The 25,986-nt window shown below is 60.7% G+C and carries 25 protein-coding genes; 14 read left to right on the forward strand and 11 right to left on the reverse strand.

Annotated features, from left to right (window positions below; all coding sequences use genetic code 11):
- A partial coding sequence (gene eno / locus AWB69_RS33435; protein WP_063977963.1) for a phosphopyruvate hydratase occupies positions 1-813 on the forward strand: 813 nt, incomplete at its 5' end.
- 126 nt (positions 814-939) lie between these two features.
- Complete coding sequence (gene ftsB, locus AWB69_RS33440; protein ID WP_062091099.1) at positions 940-1,395, forward strand: cell division protein FtsB; 456 nt, start codon at positions 940-942, stop codon at positions 1,393-1,395.
- Between the two features lie 126 nt (positions 1,396-1,521).
- Here ftsB and AWB69_RS33445 read toward each other — a convergent pair whose 3' ends face one another.
- From AWB69_RS33445 to AWB69_RS33455, 3 genes are all read right to left on the reverse strand, one after another.
- Positions 1,522-1,881, reverse strand: a complete 360-nt coding sequence (locus tag AWB69_RS33445) for a hypothetical protein (protein ID WP_062890666.1) — start codon at positions 1,879-1,881, stop codon at positions 1,522-1,524.
- A gap of 105 nt (positions 1,882-1,986) precedes the next feature.
- Positions 1,987-2,931 carry an Hsp33 family molecular chaperone HslO gene (gene hslO, locus AWB69_RS33450; protein WP_062091142.1) on the reverse strand — a complete coding sequence of 315 codons (945 nt, stop codon included), beginning with the start codon at positions 2,929-2,931 and terminating at the stop codon, positions 1,987-1,989.
- Between the two features lie 71 nt (positions 2,932-3,002).
- Positions 3,003-3,527 carry a gamma carbonic anhydrase family protein gene (locus tag AWB69_RS33455; RefSeq protein ID WP_062091101.1) on the reverse strand — a complete coding sequence of 175 codons (525 nt, stop codon included), beginning with the start codon at positions 3,525-3,527 and terminating at the stop codon, positions 3,003-3,005.
- A gap of 384 nt (positions 3,528-3,911) precedes the next feature.
- Here AWB69_RS33455 and AWB69_RS33460 point away from each other — a divergent pair, with 384 nt between their 5' ends.
- The 10 genes from AWB69_RS33460 (at position 3,912) to AWB69_RS33505 (ending at position 13,250) form a co-directional block, all read left to right on the forward strand.
- On the forward strand, positions 3,912-4,775 hold the full coding sequence (locus AWB69_RS33460) for a ferritin-like domain-containing protein (protein WP_062091102.1): 864 nt from the start codon (positions 3,912-3,914) through the stop codon (positions 4,773-4,775).
- The gene (locus AWB69_RS33465; RefSeq protein WP_062091103.1) at positions 4,772-5,677 is read left to right on the forward strand and encodes an alpha/beta fold hydrolase; all 906 of its coding nucleotides are present in this window, start codon (positions 4,772-4,774) and stop codon (positions 5,675-5,677) included. Before AWB69_RS33460 ends, AWB69_RS33465 begins: the two co-directional genes overlap by 4 nt.
- Before the next feature lie 99 nt (positions 5,678-5,776).
- A complete protein-coding gene (locus AWB69_RS33470; protein WP_062091143.1) occupies positions 5,777-6,607 on the forward strand; it encodes a 3',5'-nucleoside bisphosphate phosphatase in 831 nt (276 codons plus the stop codon).
- A 300-nt stretch (positions 6,608-6,907) separates the two neighbouring features.
- Complete coding sequence (locus tag AWB69_RS33475; RefSeq protein ID WP_062091104.1) at positions 6,908-7,546, forward strand: L-threonylcarbamoyladenylate synthase; 639 nt, start codon at positions 6,908-6,910, stop codon at positions 7,544-7,546.
- Positions 7,547-7,717: 171 nt separating this feature from the next.
- On the forward strand, positions 7,718-8,383 hold the full coding sequence (locus AWB69_RS33480) for a site-2 protease family protein (protein ID WP_062091105.1): 666 nt from the start codon (positions 7,718-7,720) through the stop codon (positions 8,381-8,383).
- Positions 8,384-8,387: 4 nt separating this feature from the next.
- On the forward strand, positions 8,388-9,590 hold the full coding sequence (locus tag AWB69_RS33485) for a tryptophan--tRNA ligase (protein ID WP_062091106.1): 1,203 nt from the start codon (positions 8,388-8,390) through the stop codon (positions 9,588-9,590).
- A gap of 8 nt (positions 9,591-9,598) precedes the next feature.
- A complete protein-coding gene (locus AWB69_RS33490) occupies positions 9,599-10,210 on the forward strand; it encodes a class I SAM-dependent methyltransferase (RefSeq protein ID WP_063977964.1) in 612 nt (203 codons plus the stop codon).
- 42 nt (positions 10,211-10,252) lie between these two features.
- Entirely contained in the window at positions 10,253-11,158 is a 906-nt protein-coding gene (gene dapA / locus AWB69_RS33495) for a 4-hydroxy-tetrahydrodipicolinate synthase (protein WP_062091107.1), read from the forward strand.
- A 165-nt stretch (positions 11,159-11,323) separates the two neighbouring features.
- Positions 11,324-12,466 carry an outer membrane protein assembly factor BamC gene (bamC, locus tag AWB69_RS33500; protein WP_062091108.1) on the forward strand — a complete coding sequence of 381 codons (1,143 nt, stop codon included), beginning with the start codon at positions 11,324-11,326 and terminating at the stop codon, positions 12,464-12,466.
- 10 nt (positions 12,467-12,476) lie between these two features.
- Entirely contained in the window at positions 12,477-13,250 is a 774-nt protein-coding gene (locus AWB69_RS33505) for an MBL fold metallo-hydrolase (RefSeq protein WP_062091109.1), read from the forward strand.
- A gap of 219 nt (positions 13,251-13,469) precedes the next feature.
- On the opposite strand, the gene AWB69_RS46265 is transcribed toward AWB69_RS33505, so the two are convergent.
- Both AWB69_RS46265 and AWB69_RS33510 read right to left on the reverse strand, forming a co-directional pair.
- Positions 13,470-13,742: a hypothetical protein gene (locus AWB69_RS46265; protein ID WP_075644039.1), complete on the reverse strand. Its 273-nt coding sequence runs from the start codon at positions 13,740-13,742 to the stop codon at positions 13,470-13,472.
- A 228-nt stretch (positions 13,743-13,970) separates the two neighbouring features.
- Positions 13,971-15,194 carry a cupin domain-containing protein gene (locus AWB69_RS33510; RefSeq protein WP_062091110.1) on the reverse strand — a complete coding sequence of 408 codons (1,224 nt, stop codon included), beginning with the start codon at positions 15,192-15,194 and terminating at the stop codon, positions 13,971-13,973.
- A gap of 33 nt (positions 15,195-15,227) precedes the next feature.
- On the opposite strand from AWB69_RS33510, the gene AWB69_RS33515 reads away from it, so the two are divergent.
- The gene (locus AWB69_RS33515; RefSeq protein ID WP_062091111.1) at positions 15,228-15,767 is read left to right on the forward strand and encodes an FKBP-type peptidyl-prolyl cis-trans isomerase; all 540 of its coding nucleotides are present in this window, start codon (positions 15,228-15,230) and stop codon (positions 15,765-15,767) included.
- Positions 15,768-15,862: 95 nt separating this feature from the next.
- Here AWB69_RS33515 and AWB69_RS33520 read toward each other — a convergent pair whose 3' ends face one another.
- The 6 genes from AWB69_RS33520 to AWB69_RS33555 form a co-directional block, all read right to left on the reverse strand.
- A complete protein-coding gene (locus AWB69_RS33520; protein ID WP_062091112.1) occupies positions 15,863-17,263 on the reverse strand; it encodes a hypothetical protein in 1,401 nt (466 codons plus the stop codon).
- Positions 17,250-19,871 (reverse strand): DNA mismatch repair protein MutS, encoded by a 2,622-nt coding sequence (gene mutS, locus AWB69_RS33525; protein WP_062091144.1) that lies wholly within the window; start codon positions 19,869-19,871, stop codon positions 17,250-17,252. Before mutS ends, AWB69_RS33520 begins: the two co-directional genes overlap by 14 nt.
- Positions 19,872-20,653: 782 nt before the next feature.
- Positions 20,654-21,418, reverse strand: a complete 765-nt coding sequence (locus AWB69_RS33540) for a hypothetical protein (RefSeq protein ID WP_062091115.1) — start codon at positions 21,416-21,418, stop codon at positions 20,654-20,656.
- Between the two features lie 339 nt (positions 21,419-21,757).
- Positions 21,758-22,126: a DUF883 family protein gene (locus tag AWB69_RS33545; RefSeq protein WP_062091116.1), complete on the reverse strand. Its 369-nt coding sequence runs from the start codon at positions 22,124-22,126 to the stop codon at positions 21,758-21,760.
- A 118-nt stretch (positions 22,127-22,244) separates the two neighbouring features.
- Complete coding sequence (gene lplT / locus AWB69_RS33550) at positions 22,245-23,543, reverse strand: lysophospholipid transporter LplT (protein WP_062091117.1); 1,299 nt, start codon at positions 23,541-23,543, stop codon at positions 22,245-22,247.
- Between the two features lie 241 nt (positions 23,544-23,784).
- On the reverse strand, positions 23,785-24,585 hold the full coding sequence (locus tag AWB69_RS33555) for an inositol monophosphatase family protein (protein WP_062091118.1): 801 nt from the start codon (positions 24,583-24,585) through the stop codon (positions 23,785-23,787).
- 315 nt (positions 24,586-24,900) lie between these two features.
- On the opposite strand from AWB69_RS33555, the gene AWB69_RS33560 reads away from it, so the two are divergent.
- On the forward strand, positions 24,901-25,716 hold the full coding sequence (locus AWB69_RS33560; RefSeq protein WP_062091119.1) for an RNA methyltransferase: 816 nt from the start codon (positions 24,901-24,903) through the stop codon (positions 25,714-25,716).
- The last annotated feature ends 270 nt before the right edge of the window (positions 25,717-25,986 follow it).

Raw genomic sequence — 25,986 nt, forward strand, 5'->3', positions numbered from 1 at the left:
AACAGCCTGGACATCCAGGAATTCATGATTGTCCCGGTCAGCCAGCCGACCTTCCGCGAAGCACTGCGTTGCGGCGCTGAAGTGTTCCACGCGCTGAAGAAGATCCTGAGCGATCGCGGCATGAGCACGGCGGTGGGCGACGAAGGCGGTTTCGCACCGAACTTCGGCAGCAACGACGAGTGCCTGTCGACGATCGTCCAGGCGATCGAGAAGGCGGGTTATCGTGCAGGTGAAGACGTTCTGCTGGCGCTGGACTGCGCGGCAAGCGAGTTTTATCACGACGGCAAGTACCAGCTTGCGGGTGAGGGCTTGCAGTTGTCATCGGCGGAATTCACGGATTATCTCGCCACGCTCGCCGATAAATTCCCGATCGTGTCGATCGAAGACGGCATGCACGAGAGCGACTGGGACGGCTGGAAGATTCTTACCGATAAACTCGGCAAGAAGATCCAGTTGGTTGGCGACGACCTCTTCGTGACGAACACGCGCATCCTGAAAGAAGGCATCGACAAGGGCATCGCCAATTCGATCCTGATCAAGATCAACCAGATCGGCACCTTGACGGAAACTTTCGCGGCAATCGAAATGGCGAAGCGCGCGGGTTACACTGCGGTCATCTCGCATCGTTCGGGCGAAACGGAAGATTCGACCATTGCGGATATTGCGGTTGGTTTGAATGCCGGCCAGATCAAGACGGGTTCGTTGTCGCGTAGCGACCGGATCTCGAAGTACAACCAGCTGCTGCGTATTGAGGAAGATCTCGGCGATATCGCGAGTTATCCGGGTAAGTCGGCGTTCTACAATCTGCGCTAACGCCTCGGCCGGAATGGACGTTAGTCCGGACGACCGCCGATTTATTCAGTCCGCTGCCTCGTGTTCCAATAAATGCGAGGCAGCGCCAAATAAAGTTGAAGTGTTAGCGTTTTTCTCGCCTCTTAAATGCGGATTGTCACCTTTGTTCTGATCCTGCTGCTGGCGATGATCCAGTATCCGTTGTGGTGGGGACACGGCGGCTGGTTACGTGTCCACGAACTGCAGCAGCAACTGGTCAACCAGACAAAGAAAAACGCCGACCTGAAACTGCGTAACGAACGCGTGCAGGGTGAAGTGGCGGACTTGCAGAACGGCACGTCGGCCGTTGAAGAGCGCGCGCGTTACGAGATGGGCATGATGAAGGACAGCGAGGTGTTCGTGCAGTTCGTTTCGCCGAATTCGCCGGCTCCTGCTAATTCGGTTAACGCGCAATCGAGTGCTTCCACACGCGGGCAAGTGTCCGCAGCCCCGTTGCGTGTAGTGCCCAATCCGGTGTCGCGTTCGAAGGAAGAGCGCCGGGCGTTCGAGCGGCAAGCGACCAAGGACAAGATGGATGCTGTCAAGAAGAAGCAGGGTGGTTAGGTCCAGGTTCGTCAATCGAAGCAATCGCATGTAAAAAAAGCTGTTTCAACGTGAGTTGAAACAGCTTTTTTCTTGGGCGCCGCGACTTTGTGGCAAGCGACGCACAACCCAAGTACGTTTGAGGCGCTACCAATAATATCCGGGGTATCCGTAGCCGAAGCCCGTTCCCCATCGGTTACCCCAGCCACCGCTCGAATATCCGCCGTACACCGTAACCGGCGCGCGGTAGTACTGGGAGTAAGCCTGGGCGGCAGCTTCAGCGGCCATTGCCTGTTGCTGATCGGCCAGCACTTGCCGGTCGATCTGGTTATAGCGCTGCTGCTCAGCCGGCGAAAGCGGCTGCGGCGCCTGGTTCTGTGCGGCCGGCAAGCGGCTGTAGATAGGCGAGGGTCCTGGTGGGTCCATCATGCAGCCGCCGAGCGCGAGCAGCGTCGCGCCGGACAACGCCACAGCCAGTTTCTTCGATACACATCCCAAAGGTTTCATTTCGACCTCCAGCGGGCCGGACACTCAGCGGAACCGGATCATGACATGCCGCAGGACCGCAAACATCCATCCTGCGACGTCTTGTTACAGAGAAACGGCGTGAATTCAGTGCCGTTGATCTGGCGCCGGACTTACAGCTTGTGAGATTTCTCCAGCAACAAAAAGCTGCGCCACGTCCACGGGATCGAACTCATAGCGCTGGTTGCAGAACTCGCAGTGCACTTCCACGCTGCCACGTTCTTCGACCACGCTGTCCACTTCGCCACGTCCCAGCATCTTGAGCATGCCGCCCACTTTTTCACGCGAGCACGTGCATTCGAAACGCGCTTGCGCGGGCTCGAAATGCTGCACGTTTTCTTGCCAGAAGAGCCGCTTGAACACCGTTTCCGGCTCCTCTTTCAGCAGTTCCTCGTTCGACAGCGTGCCCCCGAGATGGCACACGCGCTGCCATGTATCGGCATCGTGTTCGCCTGGATGCGGGACGATACCGCCATCGCCGGGGAGCTTTTGCAGCAACATGCCCACGGCACGCTCGGTGTTCGCGGCGAGCCACATGCGCGTATCCAGCTGCTCGGAGTGGTGCATATAGTGCTCCAGCACTTCCGCCATTGACGCCAGCGGCCCATGCTCGCCGCTCAGCGGCACGATGCCCTGATAAGCCTGCTGCCCGGGCTTCTTGTCGCGCGGATCGAGCGTGATCACGCAGCGGCCCTGGCCGTTGCGGTTGAGCAGCTCGGGGAGCGTCATGTCGTCGGTGATCGGTACGGGCGTTTCGCTCGCGCCTTCGATGGATTCAGCCAGCTTCGCGGTTGCCCGGAGCGACAAGTCCGAATTGCATTGGACGACAAGCATGGTCACCGGCCCGTCGCCATAGATTTGCATGATGAGCGTGCCATCGAACTTGAGATTCGCCGACAGCAGCGCGCACGCAGCCATCATTTCGCCGAGCACATTGCGCACCGGCGTGGGGTACGAGCGGCGCGTGAGCACTTCCTGCCAGGTATCACGCAGCGAGACAATTTCGCCGCGCACCGGCGCCGCGTTGAACATGAATTTTTGAAGCTGGTCGTTAACCACGCTTGGGTCCTTTGATCGACGGCGTAATGCGTGTCGACCGGCGTTCAGCCGATCCGCACGAGTTGCGCCTTGTAAAATTCGCGGCGATCGGCGTAACCACGCGTCCCCGCCTGCATCTGGGCAATATCAGCTTCCGTGAGCTCGCGCACGGCTTTCGCGGGCGCGCCGAGGATCAGGGTGTTGTCGGGAAAGGTCTTACCTTCGGTCACCACGGCGCCCGCGCCAACCAGGCAGTTGCGGCCGATGACCGCACCATTCAAGACCACGGCCTGAATACCAATCAATGCACCTTCCTTGATCGTGCAGCCGTGCAGCATGGCCTGATGGCCAATGGTCACGTTGGCTTCAATCGTCAGCGGATAACCCGGGTCGGTATGCAAGACCGCGCCTTCCTGGATGTTGCTGCCCTGGCCGAGCACGATGGGCTCGTTATCGCCGCGCAGCGCGGCGCCGAACCAGACGCTCGAGTTTTCTTCCAGTGTCACACGGCCGATGATGGTCGCTGTATCAGCGACGAAGACGCTTTCGTGGATGGTCGGGGCGGCATCGCCGAGCTTATAGATTGCCACTGTGTCTCCTGTGAGGGCTTGACGTGAGCCATGAGCGCGGATTGGTCAACAGGCCTTGGGCGCGGGCATGGCCGGTACAATCGGATGCAATCGGTTGAAAATTCAGTCACGAGCGGATTTCAGGCGGGTCGAGCCGGTGCCATGGATTGCGGCCCCGGCGCGCCTCGTGCCAAAAATCTTCCGCAGAAAGCGCTATTTTAGCCGGTTGCGCCAAGGTGACGTGCGGCCCGGCTTTTGTGGGCCTGATCGACGGGTTCTGAGCCGGACATTCCAAACTGGTGTTTTGAATCGGCTTCCTCGGGCGGCCGGGTATCTGACGATGCTGCCGGATTGGCCGTTATCGTTTATAAGCACTGCATAAGCACCCCAAAGCACCCCGGAATCATGTCCGAACAGTTTGAATATTCTGTGTTCACCAGCGTCCGTCCGACTGCGCTAGCGCTGCTCAGGGAATGCGATCCTGTCGCGAAGGCAAGCGCTACCCAGCGGTTCCATGAGCGTTTGCTGTCGGGCGACACCACGCTCGACGCCGCAGCTCATATCCTTGATCCGCTTGATCTGCCCGGCCGCCCGGCGACTCCGGAACTCGTTGCGCCGTCATCGCTGAAGCGCCGCAGCATGCAGTCGGACGCGGGACGTGCCGTGTTGCTGCACGCGCTCGCGCATATTGAGTTCAACGCGATCAACCTCGCGCTCGATGCCGTCTGGCGTTTCCCGGCAATGCCCGACGCGTTTTATCACGATTGGTTCAAGGTCGCCGCCGAGGAAGCGCGCCACTTTTCCCTGCTGAGCGCGCGTCTGGCCGAATTCGGGCATCAATACGGCGATTTTCCCGCGCACGACGGCCTGTGGGAAATGGCCGAGCGCACGCGTGGCGACGTGCTGGCCCGCATGGCGCTTGTGCCGCGCACGCTGGAGGCGCGCGGGCTGGACGCTTCGCCGCCGATTCGCCGGCGTCTCGCTCAAGCGGGCGATCACGCATCGGCGGCTATTCTCGACGTGATTCTCCACGACGAAATCGGCCACGTGCTGATCGGCAATCACTGGTTCCGGCACCTGTGCAGCGAGTCCGGCGCCGATCCGCACACCACTTACGCGCAACTGGCGGAGCAATATCACGCGCCGAAACTGCGCGGTCCGTTCAACTTCGAAGCGCGACGCGACGCGGGTTTCGATGAAGCTGAATTGCGCGCGCTCGCGGGCCTTGACGATATCGGCTCCATTCCAACTGCCCCGATTTCCCAATGACCCCTCTCAAAACGCCCGTTTCCGAATTCATCACCACGCGCGGCACGCGGCTGCACGTGCGCCGATGGGGATTGCCCGACGCGCCCACGCTGTTCATGCTGCATGGCTGGATGGATATTTCGGCGTCGTTTCAATTTGTCGTCGACGCCCTCGGGAGCGACTGGCAGGTGATCGCGCCCGATGCCCGCGGTTTCGGGCTGTCGGACTGGCCGGTGGCGCAGGGCAGGAGCGGCCATTACTGGTTCCAGGACTATCTGGCGGACCTTGATGCGCTGCTCGACCACTACGCGCCGGCGTCGCTGAGCGGGGAGCCGGTGAACCTGGTCGGCCACAGCATGGGCGCGAACGTTGTTTGCCTGTACGCGGGCGTGCGGCCGGAGCGGGTCCGGCGAGTGGTCGACCTCGAAGGGTTCGGCATGGCAGCCACGAAGGCGGAGCGTTCGCCCGCCCGGCTAGCGCAATGGCTCGACGATTTGCATGCGCCGCCTTCACTCAACACGTACGCCACGCTTGATGACGTCGCTCAACGGCTGATCCGCACGAATCCCCGCCTGCCGCTGGCGAAAGCGCGGTTTTTGGCCCGGCACTGGGCGAAACCCGACGATACCGGCCGTTTCCATCTGCTCGCCGACCCCGCGCACAAACTGCGTGGGCCGTTGCTGTATCGGCTGGACGAGGTGATGGCTGTCTGGTCGAAGGTGCAGGCGAAGGTCCTGCATGTCGAAGCGCTCGCTTCGCCGACCCTCGCTATGATCGCCGGAGAGGTTCCGACCACCGAATTCAAGCAGCGTTTCAAGGCGTTCACCGACTGGCGCGAGGAGATCATCGATCACGCCGGGCACATGCTTCATCACGATCAGCCCGAACGGGTGGCAGCGCTGATCGAAACATTCTGCGCTTGAGTGTGATGCTGCCGGATCACTGGATCGACCGATCGGTTGGCGATAGATCCGCTTTGACGCGTTGCAGTAGAATGCTTGGTAATTCCCAGAGTTTTCATGATGAACGCCGACCTGCATTGCCACTCCACTGTTTCTGACGGCCACCTCGCTCCAGCCGAGGTCGCCGCGCGTGCTCACGCGGGCGGTGTGACACTGTGGTCGCTTACCGACCATGATCAGCTAGGCGGCCAGCGCGAGGCGCGGGAAGCCGCGCAAGCGCTCGGCATGGTGTATCTCGACGGGGTGGAGATTTCGGTGACGTGGGCGGGGCGGACGGTGCATATCGTCGGGCTGAACGTGGATGCTGAAAACCAGGCGCTGATCGACGGCCTGGCTGCCACGCGCAGCGGCCGCCAGGCGCGCGGTGAAGCCATAGGCGAGGCACTCGCCGACGTCGGCATCCAGGGTGCTTACGAAGGCGCGCTGCACTACGTGAACGACCCGGCCATGATCTCGCGCACGCATTTCGCACGCTATCTGGTCGACAAGGGCTACGCGGAATCGATCTCGGACGTGTTCTCTAAATATCTCGGCGACGGCAAGCCGGGTTATGTCGGCCATCGGTGGTCCAAACTGGCTGACGCCATGAAATGGATCAAGGGGGCGGGCGGCGAGGCGGTGATCGCCCATCCCGGGCGCTACGATTTCTCGCCGGTCGAATTCGCCGCGTTTTTCGATGAATTCATCCAGCTCGGCGGCCGTGCGATTGAAGTCGTGACCGGCAGCCATACGCCGGACCAGTATCGCGAATATGCGGAAGTCGCTCGCCGGTATGGCTTCCTCGCATCGCGCGGCTCGGATTTTCACGCCGCGGGCGAGGGGCGTATCGACCTCGGCCAGTTGCCGCCGCTACCCGCCGATCTCAAGCCCGTGTGGGAGTGCCTGGTTTAACAGGCATGCCGCGGGGGCTTATACGGCGCCGCGCGGAACCGCTTGAAATGCCGCGCACGATCCTTGCATTCGTTCACTGCTGCTTGTCGCGCAACTGCGTGCATTTGCGGGTATTCTCGCGTGTTCGCATGGGAATCGCCCGGCGCTTCTTGTCTGATATTCGGCTTAAATACAGCTTGAAGTCAGTTTGAAGCCGCAGGCGTTATACCTGGCGCATAAAACATAAAAACACAGCGTGCGCGCCGAGCGTGTCGGCGCCGGTTGGTAGCAATCCGGACAACCCACTTACGTCATCTGGTCATGTCTCAATTCTTTCGAATTCATCCTGACAATCCGCAACCGCGACTGATCAACCAGGCGGTGCAGATCATCAACGATGGTGGCATTGTCGCGTTGCCGACCGACTCGAGCTACGCGCTGGCGTGCCATCTCGACGATAAAAACGCCGTTGAACGCATCCGCCGGATTCGCGGCCTCGACGAGAAGCAGTTGCTTTCGCTGCTGGTGCGCGACTTATCGGAATTGTCGAATTTCGCGATCGTCGATAATCGCAACTATCGTCTGATTAAATCGGTGACGCCGGGTCCTTACGTGTTCGTGCTGCAGGCGACGAAGGAAGTGCCCCGGCGCCTGTCGCATCCGTCGCGAAAGACGATCGGCTTGCGGGTGCCGAATCACGCGATCACGCTGGCGTTGCTCGAAGCGCTGGGCCAGCCGCTGCTCGGCTCGACGCTGATCCTGCCGCCCGACACCCATCCGCTCAATGACGCCGAGGAGATTCGGCAGCGGCTGGAAAAACAGATCGATCTGGTGATCGACGCGGGCGCATGCGCGATGGAACCGTCTACGGTGATCGACCTGACCGGCGACGAACCCGTGTTGGTGCGTCCGGGCCGCGGCAGTCTGGAACCATTTGGCCTGACCGCCGAAAGCGCCTGAAAACCCCGCACGATGACACAATAGGCAGTGAGGTTGCGCGCAGGCTTGATCATGCCGGCTCACCCTGACGCAACCTTGCGACCTCGACGCTCGCGCCCCACCGCCCGAAGGCGAACGCCAACCGCGTCCGCCGACGAGTGGCGCCACAACTGCTTGATACAATAGCGAGCTATGGATTCTTCCCTGATACAAACCATCGCGGTTTACGCGCTCCCCGTGATCTTTGCGATCACGTTGCATGAGGCCGCTCACGGCTATGCAGCCCGCCTGCTGGGCGACAACACGGCTTACGTGCTCGGTCGCGTGTCGCTCAACCCGATGCGCCACATCGACCCGGTCGGTACGCTCGCCATCCCGCTGATCCTCTATTTCGTCACGAGCGGCGCGTTCATGTTCGGCTACGCCAAGCCTGTGCCTGTTGCTTTCGGCAACCTGCGTAATCCGCGCTGGGGCAGCTTGTGGGTTGCGGCCGCCGGACCGGCGAGCAATTTCGTCCAGGCGCTGATCTGGGGCGTGATCGCGGTGCTGTTGGCGTCGTTCAACATCAGCGAACCGTTTTTCACGCGCATGGCTGCGGCCGGTGTCGGCGTGAACCTGGTGCTTGGCGTGCTCAATCTGTTCCCCTTGCCGCCGCTCGACGGCGGACGCGTGCTGATGGCGTTGCTGCCCGTACGCGCTTCGATCATGCTTTCGCGGCTCGAACCTTACGGTTTCTTCATCGTGATGGCGCTTGTCATGACCGGTACCTTGACGCGTTTGTGGCTCGGGCCGTTGGTGAGCGCCGGGTATGTCGCGGTGTCGGCCATCCTGAATCCCCTTGCTTCGCTTTTACAATAAATCCATGTTCCCTGACCGTATCTTCTCCGGCATGCGGCCGACCGGCTCGCTGCATCTAGGCCACTATCATGGCGTGCTCAAGAACTGGGTGCGGCTGCAGTCCGAGTACCCCTGCTTTTTCGCGGTGGTCGACTGGCATGCGCTGACGACCCACTATGAAACGCCAGAAGTTATCGAGAAGAACGTGTGGGAAGTGCTGATCGACTGGCTCGCGTCCGGTATCGATCCGGCGCAGGCCACGCTCTTTATCCAGAGCCGTGTGCCCGAACACGCCGAGCTTGCGCTGCTGCTCGGCATGAGCACGCCGCTCGGCTGGCTCGAACGCGTGCCGACCTATAAAGAGCAGATCGAGAAGCTGAAGGAAAAAGATCTGACCACGTACGGCTTTCTCGGTTATCCGGTGCTGATGGCAGCCGACATCCTGCTGTACCGCGCGTCGCTCGTGCCGGTCGGCGAGGACCAGGTGCCGCACGTGGAGATGACGCGCGAGATCGCACGGCGCTTCAATTACCTGTACGGGCGCGAGGCGGATTTCGAAGAGAAGGCGCTCGATGCCGCGAAGAAACTCGGCGGCAAACGCGCGAAGCTTTATCACGAGCTGCGAGTCGCGTATCAACAGGAAGGCAACGACGAAGCGCTCGAAAAGGCGCGGGCGATGTTGCAGGAGTCGCAGAGCCTGTCCATGAACGATCGCGAACGGCTGTTCGGATACCTGGAAGGCGCGCGCAAGATCATCCTGGTCGAGCCGCAGGCGCTGCTGACGGAAGCGTCGCGCATGCCCGGACTCGATGGCGCGAAGATGTCGAAGTCGTACGGCAATACCATCGGCTTGCGTGAAGACGCCGAAACCATCACGAAGAAAGTGCGCACCATGCCGACCGATCCGGCACGGGTTCGCCGCACTGATCCGGGCGATCCGGACAAATGCCCCGTGTGGCAACTGCATCAGGTCTATACCGATGAAACCACGCATAAGTGGGTGCAGACGAACTGCCGTAGCGCGGGAATTGGCTGCCTTGAATGCAAGCAGCCGGTGATCGAGGGCATCTTGCACGAGCAGCAACCCATGCTGGAACGCGCGCAAAAATACATGGACGATCCGTCACTGTTGCGCGCGATCGTGGCCGACGGTTGCGACAAGGCGCGCAAGTTCGCGGTAGAGACAATGCGCGACGTCCGCGACGCAATGGGCCTCTCGTATAACTGATGCCCGCAATGCCAACGCCTGAAAAGTCACCCACGCCACCCACCACCGCCAGCGCATGGATCGAGCAATGGTCGCATCTGGTGGCGCAGGGCGGCGCGGTACTCGACGTCGCGTCGGGCAATGGCCGCCATGCACGTTATTTCGCGTTGCGCGAGCATCCGGTGCTGGCGCTGGATCGCGATGAAACCGCATTGGCGAGTCTCGCTGCCGTGCAGCATGTCACTACGCGTTGCGCCGACCTGGAAAATGCAAGCTGGCCGTTGCGCGAAGACGAGAAATTCGCCGCGGTGGTAGTGACGAATTATCTCCACCGGCCGTTGTTCCCCTATTTATTCGATGCCCTCGCGCCCGGCGGCGTGCTGCTCTACGAAACCTTCGCGGTGGGCAACGAACGCTTTGGCAAACCGTCGAATCCGGATTTCCTGCTCACCCCCGGCGAACTGCTCGAAGCCGTGCGAGGCCGGTTGCGGGTCATCGCTTATCAGGATGGTTTTATCAACGTGCCGCGCGCATCCTGCGTGCAGCGCATAGCCGCCGCCGCGCCGTCGCGGCCTACTCCAACGGGTCTTACGGAACGTAACAATGGGTCAGATCCCGTTCGTTACGTACTGCAAGGCTAATCCGCTACAATCGCGGTTTACCGACCAATTTCATAGCGTTTCATGACAAACGGAACACACGGCGGCATCCAGATCCGCGGCAGCATTCCTGCCATCGTCACCCCGATGCACGAGGACGGTAGTCTTGATCTGCCGGCGTTTCGAAAACTGATCGACTGGCATGCGCAAGAGGGTTCGAACGGCCTCGTCGTGGTCGGCACCAGCGGCGAATCGGCCACGCTCTCAGTGGACGAACATATCCTGATGGTGAAAACCGCCGTCGAACACACGGCCAAGCGTTTTCCGATCATTGCCGGCGCGGGTGGCAACTCCACGTCGGAGGCGGTTGAACTGGCAAAAGCAGCCAAGGAAGTCGGCGCCGACGCCACGCTGCAAGTAGTTCCTTACTACAACAAGCCGACGCAAGAAGGCATGTACCAGCACTTCCGCAAGATCGCCGAATCCGTCGACTTGCCGGTCATCCTGTATAACGTTCCGGGCCGGACCGTCGCCGACATGAACCACGACACCGTGCTGCGTCTCGCGGAGGTGCCGGGCATTGTGGGCGTGAAGGAAGCGACGGGCAATATCGACCGTGCGGCAAACCTGATCAAGTACGCGCCGGCGCATTTTGCGATCTACAGCGGCGACGATCCGACCGCGATCGCGTTGATGCTGCTTGGTGGCCACGGCAACATCTCGGTGACCGCCAACGTCGCGCCGAGAGCGATGAGCGAACTCTGCCGCGCGGCACTTGCCGGCGACGCGATCACCGCGCGCAAGATTCACCTGAGCTTGCTGTCGCTGCACAAGCAGATGTTTTGCGAGTCGAATCCAATCCCCGCCAAGTGGGCGCTTGCTGCGCTCGGGCGGATGGAAAACGGGATCCGCCTGCCGCTGACGCCGCTCGATGCGCGCTATCACGATGTCGTGCGCGACGCATTGCGCGAAACAGGACTTCTGGCCTGACGGCCAGCGGCGGGGCGCATTTAGAACGTGCGCCCCGCTCCAATGTGCAGTGGTTTCGGCCTTATTACCGTTTGGCCAGCCAGCGAGTGTCATCAACCCGTCGTTCATCGACCCGTTCCCGGCTTAGCTTCCAGGCAACGCGCATTCAGCATCACGAAGGACCTCATGAAACGTTCCGCCTTATTCAATCACGCTCGCACCCTGAGCGTGCTGTCGCTTGGAATCGGCACGCTGATCTCGCTTGCCGGTTGTGACACGTTGAACGACTGGCTCGCGCCGGATCGGGTCAATTACAAGGGTGCTGAAACGGCGCCTACGCTCACCGTGCCATCGGATCTGAGCACGGCGGACATCAGCCAGCGTTATGCCGCACCGCCCAAGCTGAATACGCTTGGCGGCGCTGCGCCACGTTCGCTTACGCCCGCAGGCAATGCGACCGTGGGTGTGCCAACGCCGCAAGACCCGTTCGGCATGCACGTGGAGCGTGATGGAGATCGCCGTTGGCTAGTTGTCGATGGCCGTTCCCCCGACCAGCTCTGGCCGCAGTTGCAGGAGTTCTGGCAAGAGAACGGTTTCACGCTCAAGACCGACGCTGCGTCGACCGGCATCATGACGACCGACTGGGCTGAAAACCGCGCGAACATTCCGGATGACTGGTTCAGGAAGAGCATTGGCAAGCTGGTCGACTTTGCGTATTCATCGGGTACGCGCGATCAGTTCCGTACGCTGGTCGAGCGCGGTGCGAGCGGTTCCACTGACATCTCCATCACCCACAGCGCAATGGAAGAAGTGCTGACCGGCCAGGACAAGACTTCGTCCAAATGGGTCGAGCGGCCGCGTAACCCCGCACTCGAAGCGGCGTTCCTCGCGAAGCTGATGGAGAAATTCGGCCTTACCGACGCGCAGGCCAAGCAGCTCCTGACCGATGCAACCCCGGCGACTGCAACGGCCACGGCGGATCCGACGGGTGGCCCGTCCACGCTCGATCTATCCGAGCCGTTCGACAGCGCGTGGTTGCGTGTAGGCCTTGCGCTCGACCGGACGAACTTCACCGTCGACAACCGGGATCGCGCGAAGGGCCTGTATTACGTGCGTTTCTCGGACTCCATGGCGGAGTTGAAGAAGGAAGGTTTGCTCGGCAAGCTCTTTAGCGGCGGCACACCCAAGCCTTCGCGCGAGTTCATGGTCAACGTGCGTCCGAAGGCGGACACGGTCACGGAGATTGCCGTGGTAGATGCGAATGGCCAGGTCGACACGTCTACCGATGCGCAACGAATTGTCGCGCTGTTGCACGCGCAGTTGAACTAGGTTTTCGCCAATGCGTTTTGCCAGTCTCGGCAGCGGCAGCGAAGGCAACGCGTTGCTGGTCGAGTCGGTCAGCGGCACGACGACTACACGCGTGCTGCTGGATTGCGGTTTCTCCGCGAAGGAAGTCGAGCGGCGTCTGGCGCGGCTCGACGTGCGGGCAGACCAGATCGACGCCATTCTTATCACGCATGAGCACACGGACCACATTGGCGGTGCGCTGACGCTGGCGCGCAAATGGTCCATTCCGTTGCACATGAGCTGGGGCACCGCCCGCGCGGTGGGTGCGGATGATGCTCCGGTCGATCTTCGGGTGCTCTGGGGCGATGAGAGCGTGATGGTGGGGGACCTGGAAGTGCTCCCCTACACCGTGCCCCACGACGCGCGTGAACCCCTCCAGTACGTGTTCTCGGACGGCGCAAGCCGTTTGGGCGTCCTGACCGATGTTGGCGGCGCGACAGCACACATCACGAGCGTACTGAGCGGTTGCGATGCGTTGGTGCTCGAGTCGAATCACGATGTCGAGATGCTCGCGGCAAGCCGCTATCCACCGTCGCTCAAAGCGCGTATTGGCGGTATGCATGGACACCTGAATAACGACGCGGCTGCGGGGATTCTTGCAGCGCTCGATCGATCGAAGCTGCGCCATCTGGTGGCGGCGCATCTGAGTCAGCAGAACAACTTGCCTGAGCTGGCCCAGGCGGCGCTCGCCGCCGTGCTGGGTGGCGCTCCGGCCGATGTCGTGGTCGCCACGCAAGCCGATGGGTTCGACTGGTTGTCCTTATGACACCGGTTCGCGTTTTCCCATAAACGCTGCAAACGGTGCTGCATCAACAACCAGTGTGCATCGATACAAAGAAACCAGCAGACGTAAAAAAACCGGCCCGAGGGCCGGTTTTTTCATAAGCCTCCCAGAATAACATCCTGCGAGGCTTACTGCGGAGGCTTCGTTTTCAGCTAGATGGAATAGCTAAAAGAGCTGGAAACTAAGCCCCTGACTATACGCTTACTGGCTTGCGCCCGAAGCGGGAGCGGCAGCCGAAGCTGCGTCGGTTGCCGATGCAGCAGCCGCAGTCGCGTCGCTTGCGGCGGCCGTTGCGGTCGACGCTGCAGCGCTCGAGTCGCTAGCAGCCGCCGTAGCGTCCGAAGCAGCAGCAGCAGGTGCCGAAGCAGCCGAGGTATCGCTAGCAGCGCCCGGAGCAGCCGTATCGCTAGACTTGTTGCATGCAGCAAGAGCAACAGCAGCCAACAGGGATGCTACGAGGAGAGATTTCTTCATGATCACGTCCTTTTATGGTTAAAGGTAAGCAACAGCGCAAAGTACCGGTAATGTGTGCTCCAACACCGACCCGGGCCGTTGTGGACTCACATTATGTATGTCTGTGAGACTTCCTACGGCTTGGGCGGAAATTATATGCACTTTCGTATCGACCGTCGATAAATCAGGGGCCAATACGTTGTCTTTCTCATACATTTCAACCCGCGGAACAGCAAGACAGGCCAAACACTAGGCGTTTGCGTCGACTTGTATCCAGCCCGCACAATACCACTCGTGTAGTAGCACTGTCATTGACGAATCGCCTGAGAGTGTTACAAAGCGTTTCCCCTCCAAATAGCGTTTGTCGGCGAGTTCAGGGAGCCATTTTTTGACCTTTCCCGACATTAAATCCTGCTCGCCATTCATAAAATAAGCGTGCTTGTCATAAAGCAGCACAGTCTTTTTATCGAGCTTCAAACCAGACTGTTTCGCGCAATCGATAAACCGGTTCTCATTCAAAGGCCGTCGCGGCGGATCGAATATGACATTCGGCTTTGGTTCGCTCAGGTACGTTCCGAGAAACGAAGCAACGTCCCTCTCATTCCATTCAATGTTCGCAAGGATCGCGCCAACCCGTTCGATCAGGAGCGGCGGCAACAAAGCCGGGTGACTGACCGCCGGCTGGGCCGGGTCACCGTAGCGTTGGACACCCCCCTTGGCGCCGGCGCTGCGGGCGTCGTCGAGGCGCTCCGCAAGGTGGTAGAGGAACTGGCCTGACAGTTCGCTTGCAGAAGGCGCCCGGAAGCCGATCGAGGCTGTCATGCATTCACCTTCAGCCACGCCGTCGTGAGCGATGTGGGGCGGCAAATAAAGCATGTCGCCCGGTTCCAGTACCCACTCCTCGTCCGCTTCGAAGTGCTGTAAAACTTTCAACGGCAATCCCTCTTTTAGCGAGAGATCGCGCTGTGCGCCAAACCGCCAGCGCCGTTTGCCGTGAACTTGCAACAGGAAGACGTCGTATGAATCGAAGTGCGCGCCCACGCCGCCGCCGTCGGTAGCGTACGAAATCATGAGGTCGTCGAGGCGGGCGTCGGGGATGAAACGGAAGCGGTCGAGCAACGCGCGGGCACGGTCGTCGTGCAGGTTCACCCCTTGCACGAGTAATGTCCAGTCACGCTTTTTCACAGATGGCAATTCATCGGGTGCAAAAGGCCCGTGCTCCATTGCCCAGGACTTGCGAAAATGGGTGATGAGGCGCGATTCGGCGTCCTCGCTGTCGGCGAGCTCGAACAGTTCGTCGCGCGAGAGCGGCGCTTGAATGCCAGGAATCGCCTGACGGATCAGGAGCGGTTTTTTCTGCCAGTACCGGCGCATGAATTGCGCGGGCGTGAGGTTGCCGAGCAGGGTTGCAGGTTCGTCGGGAAGCGGCACCGCGAAAGGACTTGAGGGAACGTTAGGGGACCGCGCTGGCATCGTATAATTGAGGCTTGTATCTTGGAGAATCCAATGAAAATCGCAAAAGACACCGTCGTATCAGTAGCCTATAAGCTCTCGGACGCTCATGGCAATCTGATCGAGGAAAGCGACGAGCCGATGGTCTATCTGCACGGCGGCTATGATGGCACGTTCCCCAAGATCGAGGAAGCACTCGACGGACAGGAAGCCGGTTATCAGACCCAGTTGCAGCTCGAACCGCAGGATGCGTTCGGTGAGTACGATCCCGATCTCGTGAAAGTCGAGGCTCGCGGCCGTTTTCCGGAACCGCTGGAAGTCGGCATGCAGTTCGAAGGCACCCCGGAAGATGGCGAGGACGAACTCGATTCGCTGATCTACACAGTCACTGACGTGGCGGAAGATAAAGTCGTGCTCGACGGCAATCATCCGCTCGCAGGCATGGCGCTGCGTTTCGCGCTGAATGTGCAGGAAGTCCGCGAAGCCACCGAGGACGAGAAGGAACATCAGCACGCGCATGGCCTCGACGGGCTCGAAGTCCTTGACGAGGACGACGAGGAGCCGGGCAAGGACGTTGGCCCGACCTTGCACTGAGGCGTTTTGTACGGGTTGATCGAAGCGATGTGAAACAAGGCGCAGGCAGGTTGCTGCGCCTTTGTTTTATCCCGCGTGATGATCCAGGTAAGACATTACTGATGCGTATCCATGCCCGATGCGCCGCTTGCCGGACTCGACGGTATCGGCAGGATCGGTGGCAGGTTCACGGGCGAGTTCAAGTTCAGTATGGGCGGCACAGAAGACGCTGCATTGGATGTGGGCGTTGAAGTGTCCGGTTGGACCGGCTGCGCGGAGTGTTGCGTCTGTTGCGTCGGCTGTACCGGCTGCATCTGCTGGAAAAACGACGAAGGCCCGGGAGTTTCGTTTTCAACGCCGGGTATGGAAGAGGGCATAGAAGACGATGGTATGGACGAAGGCGCCGGCAAGGCCGGTGCCTGGCCGGGCGCTACGGGTCGGACAACCACGTCACGCACGCGAACCCGAAAGGGCGGCCGCCACGCAAAGTCGGATTCGACCTCGAGCCATTGCGATTGGGGTTTCTTCAAGCCGATCGCGATACGCGTCAGATTGGCCACCACCGCGCCTTTGTCGTTGTGCAACGGTTGATCGATGCGAAAGCCCCTGGGTATGGGCGCATCCGATTCGTGGATCACGATCACGGGTCCGCGAAACAACTCGGCGGCTTTGACAAGACTGCGCTTGAGTTCGAGAAACCCGTCGCGCGATGTATCGCCGCGAGAAAAACGCAGCCATGCGAAACGATCGCGACGTTCGTAACGCGCGAAGTCGGGGTTACCCTGCAAGATGACGACGACCGCACGCATGTCCGAACGTCGCGCGGTTTCAACCGCATGTTCCAGCCAGAATGCATTGGCCACGGAACGGTCCTCGAATTCTCCGTTACGCCCGCCTGCGCTCAGATAGTGATTGTTCGGCGCGGGCGCGTTCAAGCCAATGAATGCGACGCCGTCGCTTTGCCACCGGACATTTTCGCGGAACGGCCGAAAGCGCGCGACATCGCTTTCGCGGATCACGTTCATGGGCGTCTGGCCGAGCGAATTCGAGTCGCCGAAGAACAACTGGCGAATGAAATCCAGCCGCTCGACCGGATCGTAACTGCCCGCCTGCGCGAGACCGCAGGATGCCCAGTCGTTGCCGCCGGGCAGCAGGACGACCGGTTTGCGGGAGCTATCGAAGATTTGCTGGCGGGCGTCATAGAGCGAATCCCGGCACGGTTCCGTTTCGCCTTTGAGGTCGCCGTCGTAGACGATGAACGAAGTGGTCCGTTCTTGTCCGATGGCGCCGAGCAGATGCTGAAGCGCAGTTTCGCCCGCGGGTTTGTCGAGCACATTCGACGCGATTGCGAACGTGAGCGGCGTAAGTGGAGCGAGCGGTGGTGCCTCAGCTTGCGCGCGCTGCGGCCTTCCGGCCAGCAGGAAGAGGGCGCTTAAGCAACTAACGATGACGCGAGTGCGCACCATGCGTCGCGCGCCCGGGCGGTCGATGGCAAAGTCCGCCTTAACGCGACGCATCCGGAGCGTTCGACGCCAGCTCATGAAGCTCGTAGAGCAGATCGAGCGCGTCGCGTGGGCGCAATTCGTTCGGATCGATTGCGCGCAGCCGGTCAAGCGCGGGATGCGGCTGCGCTTCGACCGGTTCATCGTGGTCGTAGGCGTCAGCTATCTTAACAACAGGTCCTGCGAACAGATCGAATTGCGGCGATGGCTGGCCGATCGACTGCTGTTCCAGGTGCGCCAGGTGTTTCCTTGCGGCCTTGATGACAGCCGGTGGCACGCCCGCCAGTTGGGCGACCTGCAATCCGTAGCTCTGGTTCGCCGGACCTTCGCTCACCGCGTGCAGGAACACGATGCCGTGGTCATGTTCAACCGCCGACAAATGCACGTTTGCTGCTTGAGCGAACTCGGCAGGCAACTGCGTCAGTTCGAAGTAATGCGTGGCGAACAGCGTGTGGCAGCCGTTATGCGACAGCAGATGACGTGCGATGGCCCAAGCAAGCGCGAGGCCGTCGAAGGTGGACGTACCGCGGCCGATTTCGTCCATCAGCACAAGACTCGACGGTGTGGCGTCGTTGAGAATGGCTGCCGCTTCAGTCATCTCGACCATGAAGGTGGAACGGCCGCCGGCGAGATCGTCAGCGGCGCCGATGCGCGTGAAGATGCGGTCGATGGGCCCAAAGCGCGCACGTTTCGCGGGCACATAGCTGCCTACGTAAGCCAGCAGCGCGATCAATGCGGTCTGTCGCATGAACGTCGACTTACCGCCCATGTTCGGTCCTGTGATCAGCAGCAGCTTGCGTTCGGTATTCAGGCAACAATCGTTGGCGATGAACTGCTCGACCTGCGCTTCCACTACCGGATGCCGTCCCTGCTCGATGTCGATACCTGCGTCGCCTGCGAACTCGGGTGCGATCCAGTCGAGCGCGAGCGCTCGTTCCGCGAACGCGCCAAGCAGGTCGAGTTCGGCAAGCGCAGCCGCTACGCGCTGGCAGTCGCCAATGTGGGGCAGCAGCGTTTGCAGCAGGGCGTCGTAGAGCAAACGCTCGCGGGCCAGCGCCCGGTCCTGCGCAGACAGCGCCTTGTCTTCGAAGGTCTTCAATTCCGGCGTGATGTAACGCTCGGCGTTTTTCAGCGTCTGGCGACGGCGGTAATCATCAGGAACCTTGTCCGTCTGACCGCGCGTGACTTCGATATAAAAGCCATGCACCTTGTTGTACTCGACTCGCAGATTCGCGATGCCCGTTCGCGTGCGCTCACGTGTTTCCAGGTCGATCAGGAACTGGTCGCAGTTCTCCGAGATGTCGCGAAGCTCGTCGAGGTCGGCGTCGTAACCGCGCGCGATTACACCCCCGTCACGAATCAGCGCCGCGGGTTCGGGCGCGATTGCGCGGGTCAGCAACGCGAGGCATTCAGGCGGCGGCTCGAGCGATACGTCGATACGTTCAAGCGATGCCGCATTCATCTTTACGGCAGCAAGCCGCTCGCGTAGCTGGGGGAGTGCCGCAAAGGTATCGCGCAGGCTGGAGAGATCGCGTGGCCGGGCCGACAGCAGCGCAAGCCGCCCCGTAATCCGTTCGATATCCGAAATCTGCCGCAATGCTGCGCGCAAGCCGTCCAGGCTGGCGGTTGCGGGTGCGTCAAGCAATGCGCCGATTGCACGCTGCCGGCTTTGCGCGATGATGAACTCCCGTGGCGGATGATGCAGCCAGTGCCGCAGCAGACGGCTGCCCATGGTCGTGCAGCATGTGTCCAGCAGCGAACATAAGGTGGGGGATTCTGTGCCGCGCAAGGTCTCGGTCAGTTCGAGATTGCGCCGCGTGGCCGGGTCGAGGCCGATGTACTCCGATTCGTATTCCACCTTCAGGCTGCGCACGTGCCGCAGTTGCTGGCCCTGGGTGGAAGCTGCGTACAGCAGCAGCGCGCCTGCGGCGCCGCACGCGCAGGTCAGCGAGTGCGCACCGAAGCCGTCGAGGCTGGCGACATCGAGTTGCTCGCGCAGACGTTGCATGCCGGAGTCGATATCGAAATGCCACGCGGGCGCCCGTGTTGTCGCCCCTACGTTCGGCACTTCGAACGGCGTGTTGGTCGTGGAAAATGAGTCCGCGATCAGCGTTTCAGCCGGGCGAATGCGCTCGAGCGCCGCGCTCAATTGATCAGGCGCAACCTCGGCGAGGCGCAATGCGCCGCTCGCCAGGTTCAGCCACGCCAGGCCGACGCTCGTGACCACACCGCGGCGGTTATGCGCCGGGCAGAGAGCGAGCAGGAAGACGTCGTTTTTGTCCGAGAGGAGCGCTGCATCGGTCAGCGTACCGGGCGTGACCACACGCACAACCTTGCGCTCGACCGGTCCCTTCGATGTAGCCGGGTCGCCGATCTGCTCGCAAATAGCGACGGATTCCCCGAGTTTCACGAGCTTCGCCAGATATTGCTCGCACGAATGATGCGGGATGCCGGCCATCTTGATCGGGTTGCCGCCCGACGCCCCGCGTTGCGTGAGCGTCAGGTCGAGGAGGCGCGAAGCTTTGACGGCGTCGTCGAAGAATAGCTCGTAGAAGTCGCCCATCCGGTAAAACACGAGTGTGCCGGGGTGCTCCCCCTTGATGCGCAGGTACTGCTGCATCATGGGCGTGTGATGCGACAGATCGACGGCGCCGCCGGGTTCCTGCGCGGCATTGGCCGGGTCTTGGGCGGTAGACGAAACAGAGATATGCGTACCCATCTTGAGTGCGTGAATTGGCGAAAGTCCTAAGGGCACGAGTGTACCGCGTCGGCTGGTCAGGGGAATATCGGCCGAATGGCTAACGCGGCATGGAATGGTATTTCCTGGAACGCGGCCAATACGGTTACGCACGACAAAATGGCGCCTGAATCAAGCAAAAGCGCCGGACATGCCGGTGGTTTTACACCTTCGCGAATTTCAAGCAAGATCAATCAGGAACGTCCCGCCCGGAATCAGACTGGCAGGGCGGGTTCCGCAACGGTGCCGAGCGCCGAGGATCGCTGAAAGGGTGGCTCCACGCCAAGGGTCAGATTACTCTCTGTACGATTGCTTCGGCGCCAGCCGTCGCGGCTGTTGCCAGCGCGAGGCTTACTTCGGAATGAATCAGGTAGTCGGCTTTCACGCGGGCATCGATTAGTAGGCGAAGCTTTTTACTGAGCGCCTGGGAGACAAAGTAATTGTCATTTTGTTTGCTGCATGCCGGATTTGCCAACTGAGAGATCAACTGCTGATGACGCCCCGCGCGGTTCCCACCGATCCTGGCGCGGAGAGTGCATTGTGAAACGTATTGGCAGCATGAAATGCACCGTAGTACGCGCGACTGCACACCGCGCGATACTGCGGTTCGTCTAAGGCGCGCTTCAGCAACTCTGCAGCGCACTCGACCAGCTCTCGGGGCGTAGAACTCACGATGCCACCGCCTCAAAGACGACGTCGAACGCAACGTTCTTGCTGATGCCCGCTTTATCTTCAGCTCTCGCTAATTCCACGTTCATGTCGAACGCTTTTTCGGCTCCCACGGGTACCGCGAGAGAGTAAGTGACGCCGCTAAAAAAGTCGTCCGCCGACGTTACGAGCACCGATCCGTTCGGGCGGATCTGATGGCGCCGGAGAACCACACCGGCCACGTCGAGCTGCCGCCCAATCTGTTGATCCGAAATTCCGGCGTGACGAAGAATGGCGTTCGCCTTCGTGACTTCATGGACTTGATTCTCGTCCCATTTGATGCGCATTTCTCTAGCCCTCTCGATGAACGAAGCTGCTTGCTCAATCGCGCCGGCTTTGTAGCCGTCCTCGAGCAACAGCGTGAAGTAACCTGTTTCAGGATGTCCTGTCGCCGCGTACAGGCTTTGAGCGGCAGAAAACAGCCCTAGGTTCAGGCGGTTTATCATCCAGTTTTCGCGGTTCGAACCGGAGTTTCCCAGTCGAATGCTGTTCGCAAAAGCGGTTTCAGTTCCCGTGACGTCTCCAGCGAGACCTTTCCATGCGCCGACTGCTTCCCAGGCAGCGCACGCGTCTACCTTCATCAGCGAATCAATCTCGTTGATCTCCCGCCATTCACGTACGGGAGCGGTCAATTGCGAAGAGTTGAAGTAGTGTGAAGTGCTTGTCTGGAGAGCGTTGATTCGGTCAAGAATTTGCGCTGTCTTTAGTTGAGCTATCGCTTTCATTAGTCCTACTGTGCTGACGTAAGGAGCGTACGCTTGTTAAGGATTCTTCGCCTGTGAAACCTGGAGGGGAGAAGAAATAAATTTTTTATGAAACATGCAGGTTGTTGTTGACAGCTTCGGCGCGTTGAAAGCGTTGCAGATGTGTGGTCGTTGCAGCGCCGAAGTGCCAAGACATCAGCCTACCGCGTGGGCTAAACGAGGGAACCCTGACCGGATGGCCAACGCGGGACCGGGCGCAATTCTCGCTACGCGTGCGGACGGTATGAAACGCGTCTCCAAAAGCAAAAACGCCGGCAATGCCGGCGTTTTTGCTTTACCTCGAATCCAACACAAGACCGATCAGGATCGTCCCGCCAGAAACCCGACCAGCAGCGCAAGTCCTGCGACAGCGCCAAGCGTATGCCACGGCTTGTCGTGCACGAATTCATCGGCATAACCGGCGGCGTCGTTCAGCCGTCCGGCAATGGCCGAAGACGAACCATCGAACTGGGCACGTGCCGTTTTCAGCTTGGCTTGCAAGTCTTTGCGCAGCTTGTCCACGTCGATGTCTTTCGCATCGCGGATTGAACTGTCGAGGTCGTCGAGCAGGCCGCGCAACTGCACGCTGGCGGTATCGACCGCGTCGCTTGCACCCTGAACCGCGCGATGACCCACCTTGGCCGCGCCATTGATGTTGCTATCCAGTGTGGAACGTGTGAATAGACCCATTTGCAGCTCCTTTGACGTTTCGTTTGTTTATTTCAACCCACGCACTCAGCGAAGCGCGTGACTTCTTGCCGGCCGAGCAAAACATGCAGCAGATTTCGTTCCCGCACTCTGATCCTCGTCACTCTTGAACCAGCGCGCCCAAATCCACCGTCCGCTCATTGCGTGCATGGCGCCGCATCGCAAGCCACATCATCAGGCAGATAAACACGCCGAACACCACGATAATCCACTCCACCGGAAGGTTGGTCGTCAGCAAGAGCGCGTACGCGCCGAGCATCGACAAAACGGCGAGGTTCTGGTTGAAATTCTGAACCGCGATGGAAGCCCCGGCGGACAGCAGGGTCGCACCACGATGCTGCAAGATGGCGTTCATCGGCACGATGAAAAAGCCCGACAGCGTACCCAGCAAAATCATCAGCGGATATGCGCCCAGGATATAAAGCGGTGCGAACAGCGGGCCGATCTGCACGCCGGAACCTGCCGGAAACAGGTCCTTGTTATAGAACGCCATGCTGACAGCCACTGCACCTGTCACTAAACCGATCGGCAGGACCTTGAGCGAACTGCGCAACGGTACCCACGTGGCGGCGGCACTCGCGCCGATTGCAATACCGAGTCCCGTCACGCCCTGCAAAACCGCTGCCTTCGACAACGACAAGCCCAGGTTCGCCGCTGCCCATTTGAGCACCAACAGTTGCAACGTGACCGCCGCGCCCCACAGCAAGGTCGTGACCCACAATGCGATCTGCGCCAGCTTGTCGCCCCATAACACCCTGAATGCATGGGTGAAATCGCCGACGAGTTTCGACGGCTCCTTCAGCCGGTTAGGGTATCGCGCACCGGTATCGGGAATGCCGATATTGATTAGCGCAGCCGCGGCATAAACGACCATGACGGCGAACATGGCGGCGTCGGCTGCCGAGCGGATCAGCACGAGATGCGCGCCGCTCACAAAGTGCTCAACGTATTGGCTGACCAGCGCACCACCGATCACCGTGCCGAGAATCGTCGATCCGACTGTCGCCGATTCCAGCCATGCATTGGCCGGTATGAGCTTGTCGGGCGGCAGGAGCTCGGTGAGGATGCCGTATTTCGCCGGGGAATAGGCCGCGGCCCCGAGGCCGACCACGCCGTACGCGATCATGGGGTGCACGCCGAGGATCATCAGCGCGCAACCCCCTGCTTTCAGCGCGTTGGAGACGAACATGACATGGCGTTTCTGGATGGAATCAGCGAACGCCCCCACGAACGGCGCGAGCAGCACGTACGAGACCGTGAAGAAAATCTGCAACAGCGGCGTGACCCACGACGCGGAATGCATCACTGACAACATCGCTATGGCGGCGATCAGCAGCGCGTTGTCGGCGAGCGACGAAACGAACTGCGCGGCAATGATCGTATAGAAGCCTTTTTTCATTAGACAGGGAGCAACGGCGGCAGAAAGGGTGTGGGATGCCGCGGACGGCGAGCAGGACACTTTAGCGGAGCCGGCGGCTGCGCGCAGAATTGCGCGGGCGAATGTTAGCCTTTCGGACGGTCGCAGAGCGTTCCGGGACGCGTCCCAAGGCGGCGTGGAGCCGCCGCGACCGTGCGTACGGAGTTCGGCGCGGTGGCCGCGCGCAAATAAAAAAGGCGGCCGCAGCCGCCTTTTCCGAGCGTTACGCGCTTTGGCGCGTGGTGGTGAACGGATCGAGGATTTTGATCATCTGCGCATAGACCTTCGGGTTGCCCGCGACGATCTCGCTTTTGTGCAGGAAATCCGATTCGCCCGTGTAGTTGCCTACCAGCCCGCCCGCTTCAGTGATCAGCAAGCTGCCCGCCGCCACGTCCCAAGCGCTGATACCTTGCTCGAAGAACGCATCGAGCCGGCCTGCGGCCACATTTGCCAGATCCAGCGCAGCGGCGCCAGGGCGGCGCAAGCCGGCACAGGCTTCGGTCATTTGCGAGAAGAGTTTGCAATACGCTTCAAGGCCCGCGCCGTCGCGGAACGGGAAACCCGTGCCGACCAGCGCGTCGTTGAGGCGATCTAGTTTTGCCACGCGAATGCGCCGCTCGTTCAGGTAAGCACCGCTGCCGCGCGACGCAGTGAACAGGTCGTTGCGGGTGGGGTCGTATACAACCGCTTGCGTGATGATGCCCTTGTGGGCGAGCGCGATGGAGACGCAGTAATACTGGAAGCCGTGGATGAAGTTGGTCGTGCCGTCGAGCGGATCGATGATCCACTGGAACTCCGAATCCTTGTCCTGCACGCCGGATTCCTCTGCGAGGATGGAGTGTTTCGGATAGGCGGTGGTCAGCGTTTCGATAATCGCTGCCTCGGAGGCCTTGTCGACTTCCGTCACGAAGTCGTTATGCTGTTTTTTGCTGACCTGGATACGGTCCAGGTCCAGCGACGCGCGGTTGATGATCTGTCCGGCGCGGCGAGCGGCCTTGACAGCAATATTGAGCATCGGATGCATGAAAATAGTCCTTTGGCCGGCGGCTGCGCTCCACGCACGCGCATAAAGTCCCAGCCCCGAACGGAAAACGGCCCAAACCAGCGGGCAAAAACGACGTGTGTCGACGGCAACGAATTGAAGAAGAGCGGGGCGCGTGCCTTCTTTGAACCTGCAATAACGCCTGATTACAGCGGCTTGCAACAGTGGACACACGCGAACGGGCTATTTTACCCGAGTCGGCCGCCGGCGCGTCATGCTTGGGGCAGCTTATGTCGCCGGACAGGCCGCGCGGCGATACCATGACGTCTCTTTCAACCTTCCGGCAAGCGTTTTCCCTTGGACCTGAACCCCTCATCAAATTCCCCGGATCGCCCGGACGACGCTTTTGCATCGACCCGTTTCGTGCTGGTCGAACCGAGCCACCCCGGCAATGTCGGCGCGGCTGCACGCGCGCTCAAGACAATGGGATTTTCCCGGCTGGTCGTCGTCGCCCCGAAAATCGCGTTTGTTACTCGCGAGCCGGAAGCGATCGCGATGGCAAGCGGCGCCGACGACGTGCTTGCGTCGGCGCAAGTCGTCGAAACGCTGGCTGACGCCCTGAATGGCGTGCATTGGTCGATTGCGCTGACGGCGCGTTCGCGGGAATACGGCCCGCCGCAGATGCCGCCGCGGGCCGCGGCGGAAAAGGCCTGCGAGTTCGTGGGGCAGGGGCGCGGCGGAAATTCGGGCGCTATTGCGCTGGTGTTCGGCAACGAGCGCGTAGGTTTGTCGAATGCCGACGTCGAGCGCTGTAGCGCGCTTGCCCACATCCCGGCGAATCCGGCCTATAGCTCGCTCAACCTGGCGCAGGCGGTGCAGGTTCTTGCGTACGAGCTGCGGCTTGCGCTGCTCGGCCGGACGGTCGCAACGTCTCTCTCCCCCGCGACGGTCAGTGCGTCGACGGCCGCCCCCAGCGCGTCCAGCGACGAGATAGAAGGCATGTACACGCATCTGGAGCAGGCACTGGTCGCGCTCGATTTCCTCGATCCGGCCAATCCGAAGAAACTGATGTCGCGGCTGCGGCGGCTTTTCTCACGCTCGGGACTGGAGCACGAGGAGGTGAATATCCTGCGTGGTATCGCCAAGCATATTCTTCTGAAGATTAAGCAATAGGGCGGCTGACAGCGCCTCAAAAGCACGGGGAGCAGCGTTTTTATCCCGCCGGGCAACGACGAAGACAAACTGCGCGCCGCCTTCGGGCGCCGCTGGGGCATTGCGCAGCCCCTATCAGCGCCCAGCCCTGACCGCTTTGCCAGCGGGGGCATCGCAGCGAACTTCCACGGCTCGCCCTACAATCTGCGGAAATCGAACTATCGATTCCCGAATCCGTGCTGAGCCGCGCATTCGAGGGTCGGCACCCCGGTCACCCACAGAGCCACCGCC

Source organism: Caballeronia udeis (assembly GCF_001544555.2).
GTDB lineage: Bacteria > Pseudomonadota > Gammaproteobacteria > Burkholderiales > Burkholderiaceae > Caballeronia > Caballeronia udeis.

Bases quoted from the DNA above. Each gene is read 5' to 3' on its own strand.
- ftsB (WP_062091099.1), top strand. From the start codon at position 940: ATGCGGATTGTCACCTTTGTTCTGATCCTGCTGCTGGCGATGATCCAG.
- AWB69_RS33445 (WP_062890666.1), bottom strand. From the start codon at position 1,881: ATGAAACCTTTGGGATGTGTATCGAAGAAACTGGCTGTGGCGTTGTCC.
- hslO (WP_062091142.1), bottom strand. From the start codon at position 2,931: ATGTTCAACGCGGCGCCGGTGCGCGGCGAAATTGTCTCGCTGCGTGAT.
- AWB69_RS33460 (WP_062091102.1), top strand. From the start codon at position 3,912: ATGTCCGAACAGTTTGAATATTCTGTGTTCACCAGCGTCCGTCCGACT.
- AWB69_RS33465 (WP_062091103.1), top strand. From the start codon at position 4,772: ATGACCCCTCTCAAAACGCCCGTTTCCGAATTCATCACCACGCGCGGC.
- AWB69_RS33470 (WP_062091143.1), top strand. From the start codon at position 5,777: ATGAACGCCGACCTGCATTGCCACTCCACTGTTTCTGACGGCCACCTC.
- AWB69_RS33475 (WP_062091104.1), top strand. From the start codon at position 6,908: ATGTCTCAATTCTTTCGAATTCATCCTGACAATCCGCAACCGCGACTG.
- AWB69_RS33480 (WP_062091105.1), top strand. From the start codon at position 7,718: ATGGATTCTTCCCTGATACAAACCATCGCGGTTTACGCGCTCCCCGTG.
- AWB69_RS33485 (WP_062091106.1), top strand. From the start codon at position 8,388: ATGTTCCCTGACCGTATCTTCTCCGGCATGCGGCCGACCGGCTCGCTG.
- AWB69_RS33490 (WP_063977964.1), top strand. From the start codon at position 9,599: ATGCCAACGCCTGAAAAGTCACCCACGCCACCCACCACCGCCAGCGCA.
- dapA (WP_062091107.1), top strand. From the start codon at position 10,253: ATGACAAACGGAACACACGGCGGCATCCAGATCCGCGGCAGCATTCCT.
- bamC (WP_062091108.1), top strand. From the start codon at position 11,324: ATGAAACGTTCCGCCTTATTCAATCACGCTCGCACCCTGAGCGTGCTG.
- AWB69_RS33505 (WP_062091109.1), top strand. From the start codon at position 12,477: ATGCGTTTTGCCAGTCTCGGCAGCGGCAGCGAAGGCAACGCGTTGCTG.
- AWB69_RS46265 (WP_075644039.1), bottom strand. From the start codon at position 13,742: ATGAAGAAATCTCTCCTCGTAGCATCCCTGTTGGCTGCTGTTGCTCTT.
- AWB69_RS33510 (WP_062091110.1), bottom strand. From the start codon at position 15,194: ATGCCAGCGCGGTCCCCTAACGTTCCCTCAAGTCCTTTCGCGGTGCCG.
- AWB69_RS33515 (WP_062091111.1), top strand. From the start codon at position 15,228: ATGAAAATCGCAAAAGACACCGTCGTATCAGTAGCCTATAAGCTCTCG.
- AWB69_RS33520 (WP_062091112.1), bottom strand. From the start codon at position 17,263: ATGCGTCGCGTTAAGGCGGACTTTGCCATCGACCGCCCGGGCGCGCGA.
- mutS (WP_062091144.1), bottom strand. From the start codon at position 19,871: ATGATGCAGCAGTACCTGCGCATCAAGGGGGAGCACCCCGGCACACTC.
- AWB69_RS33540 (WP_062091115.1), bottom strand. From the start codon at position 21,418: ATGAAAGCGATAGCTCAACTAAAGACAGCGCAAATTCTTGACCGAATC.
- AWB69_RS33545 (WP_062091116.1), bottom strand. From the start codon at position 22,126: ATGGGTCTATTCACACGTTCCACACTGGATAGCAACATCAATGGCGCG.
- lplT (WP_062091117.1), bottom strand. From the start codon at position 23,543: ATGAAAAAAGGCTTCTATACGATCATTGCCGCGCAGTTCGTTTCGTCG.
- AWB69_RS33555 (WP_062091118.1), bottom strand. From the start codon at position 24,585: ATGCATCCGATGCTCAATATTGCTGTCAAGGCCGCTCGCCGCGCCGGA.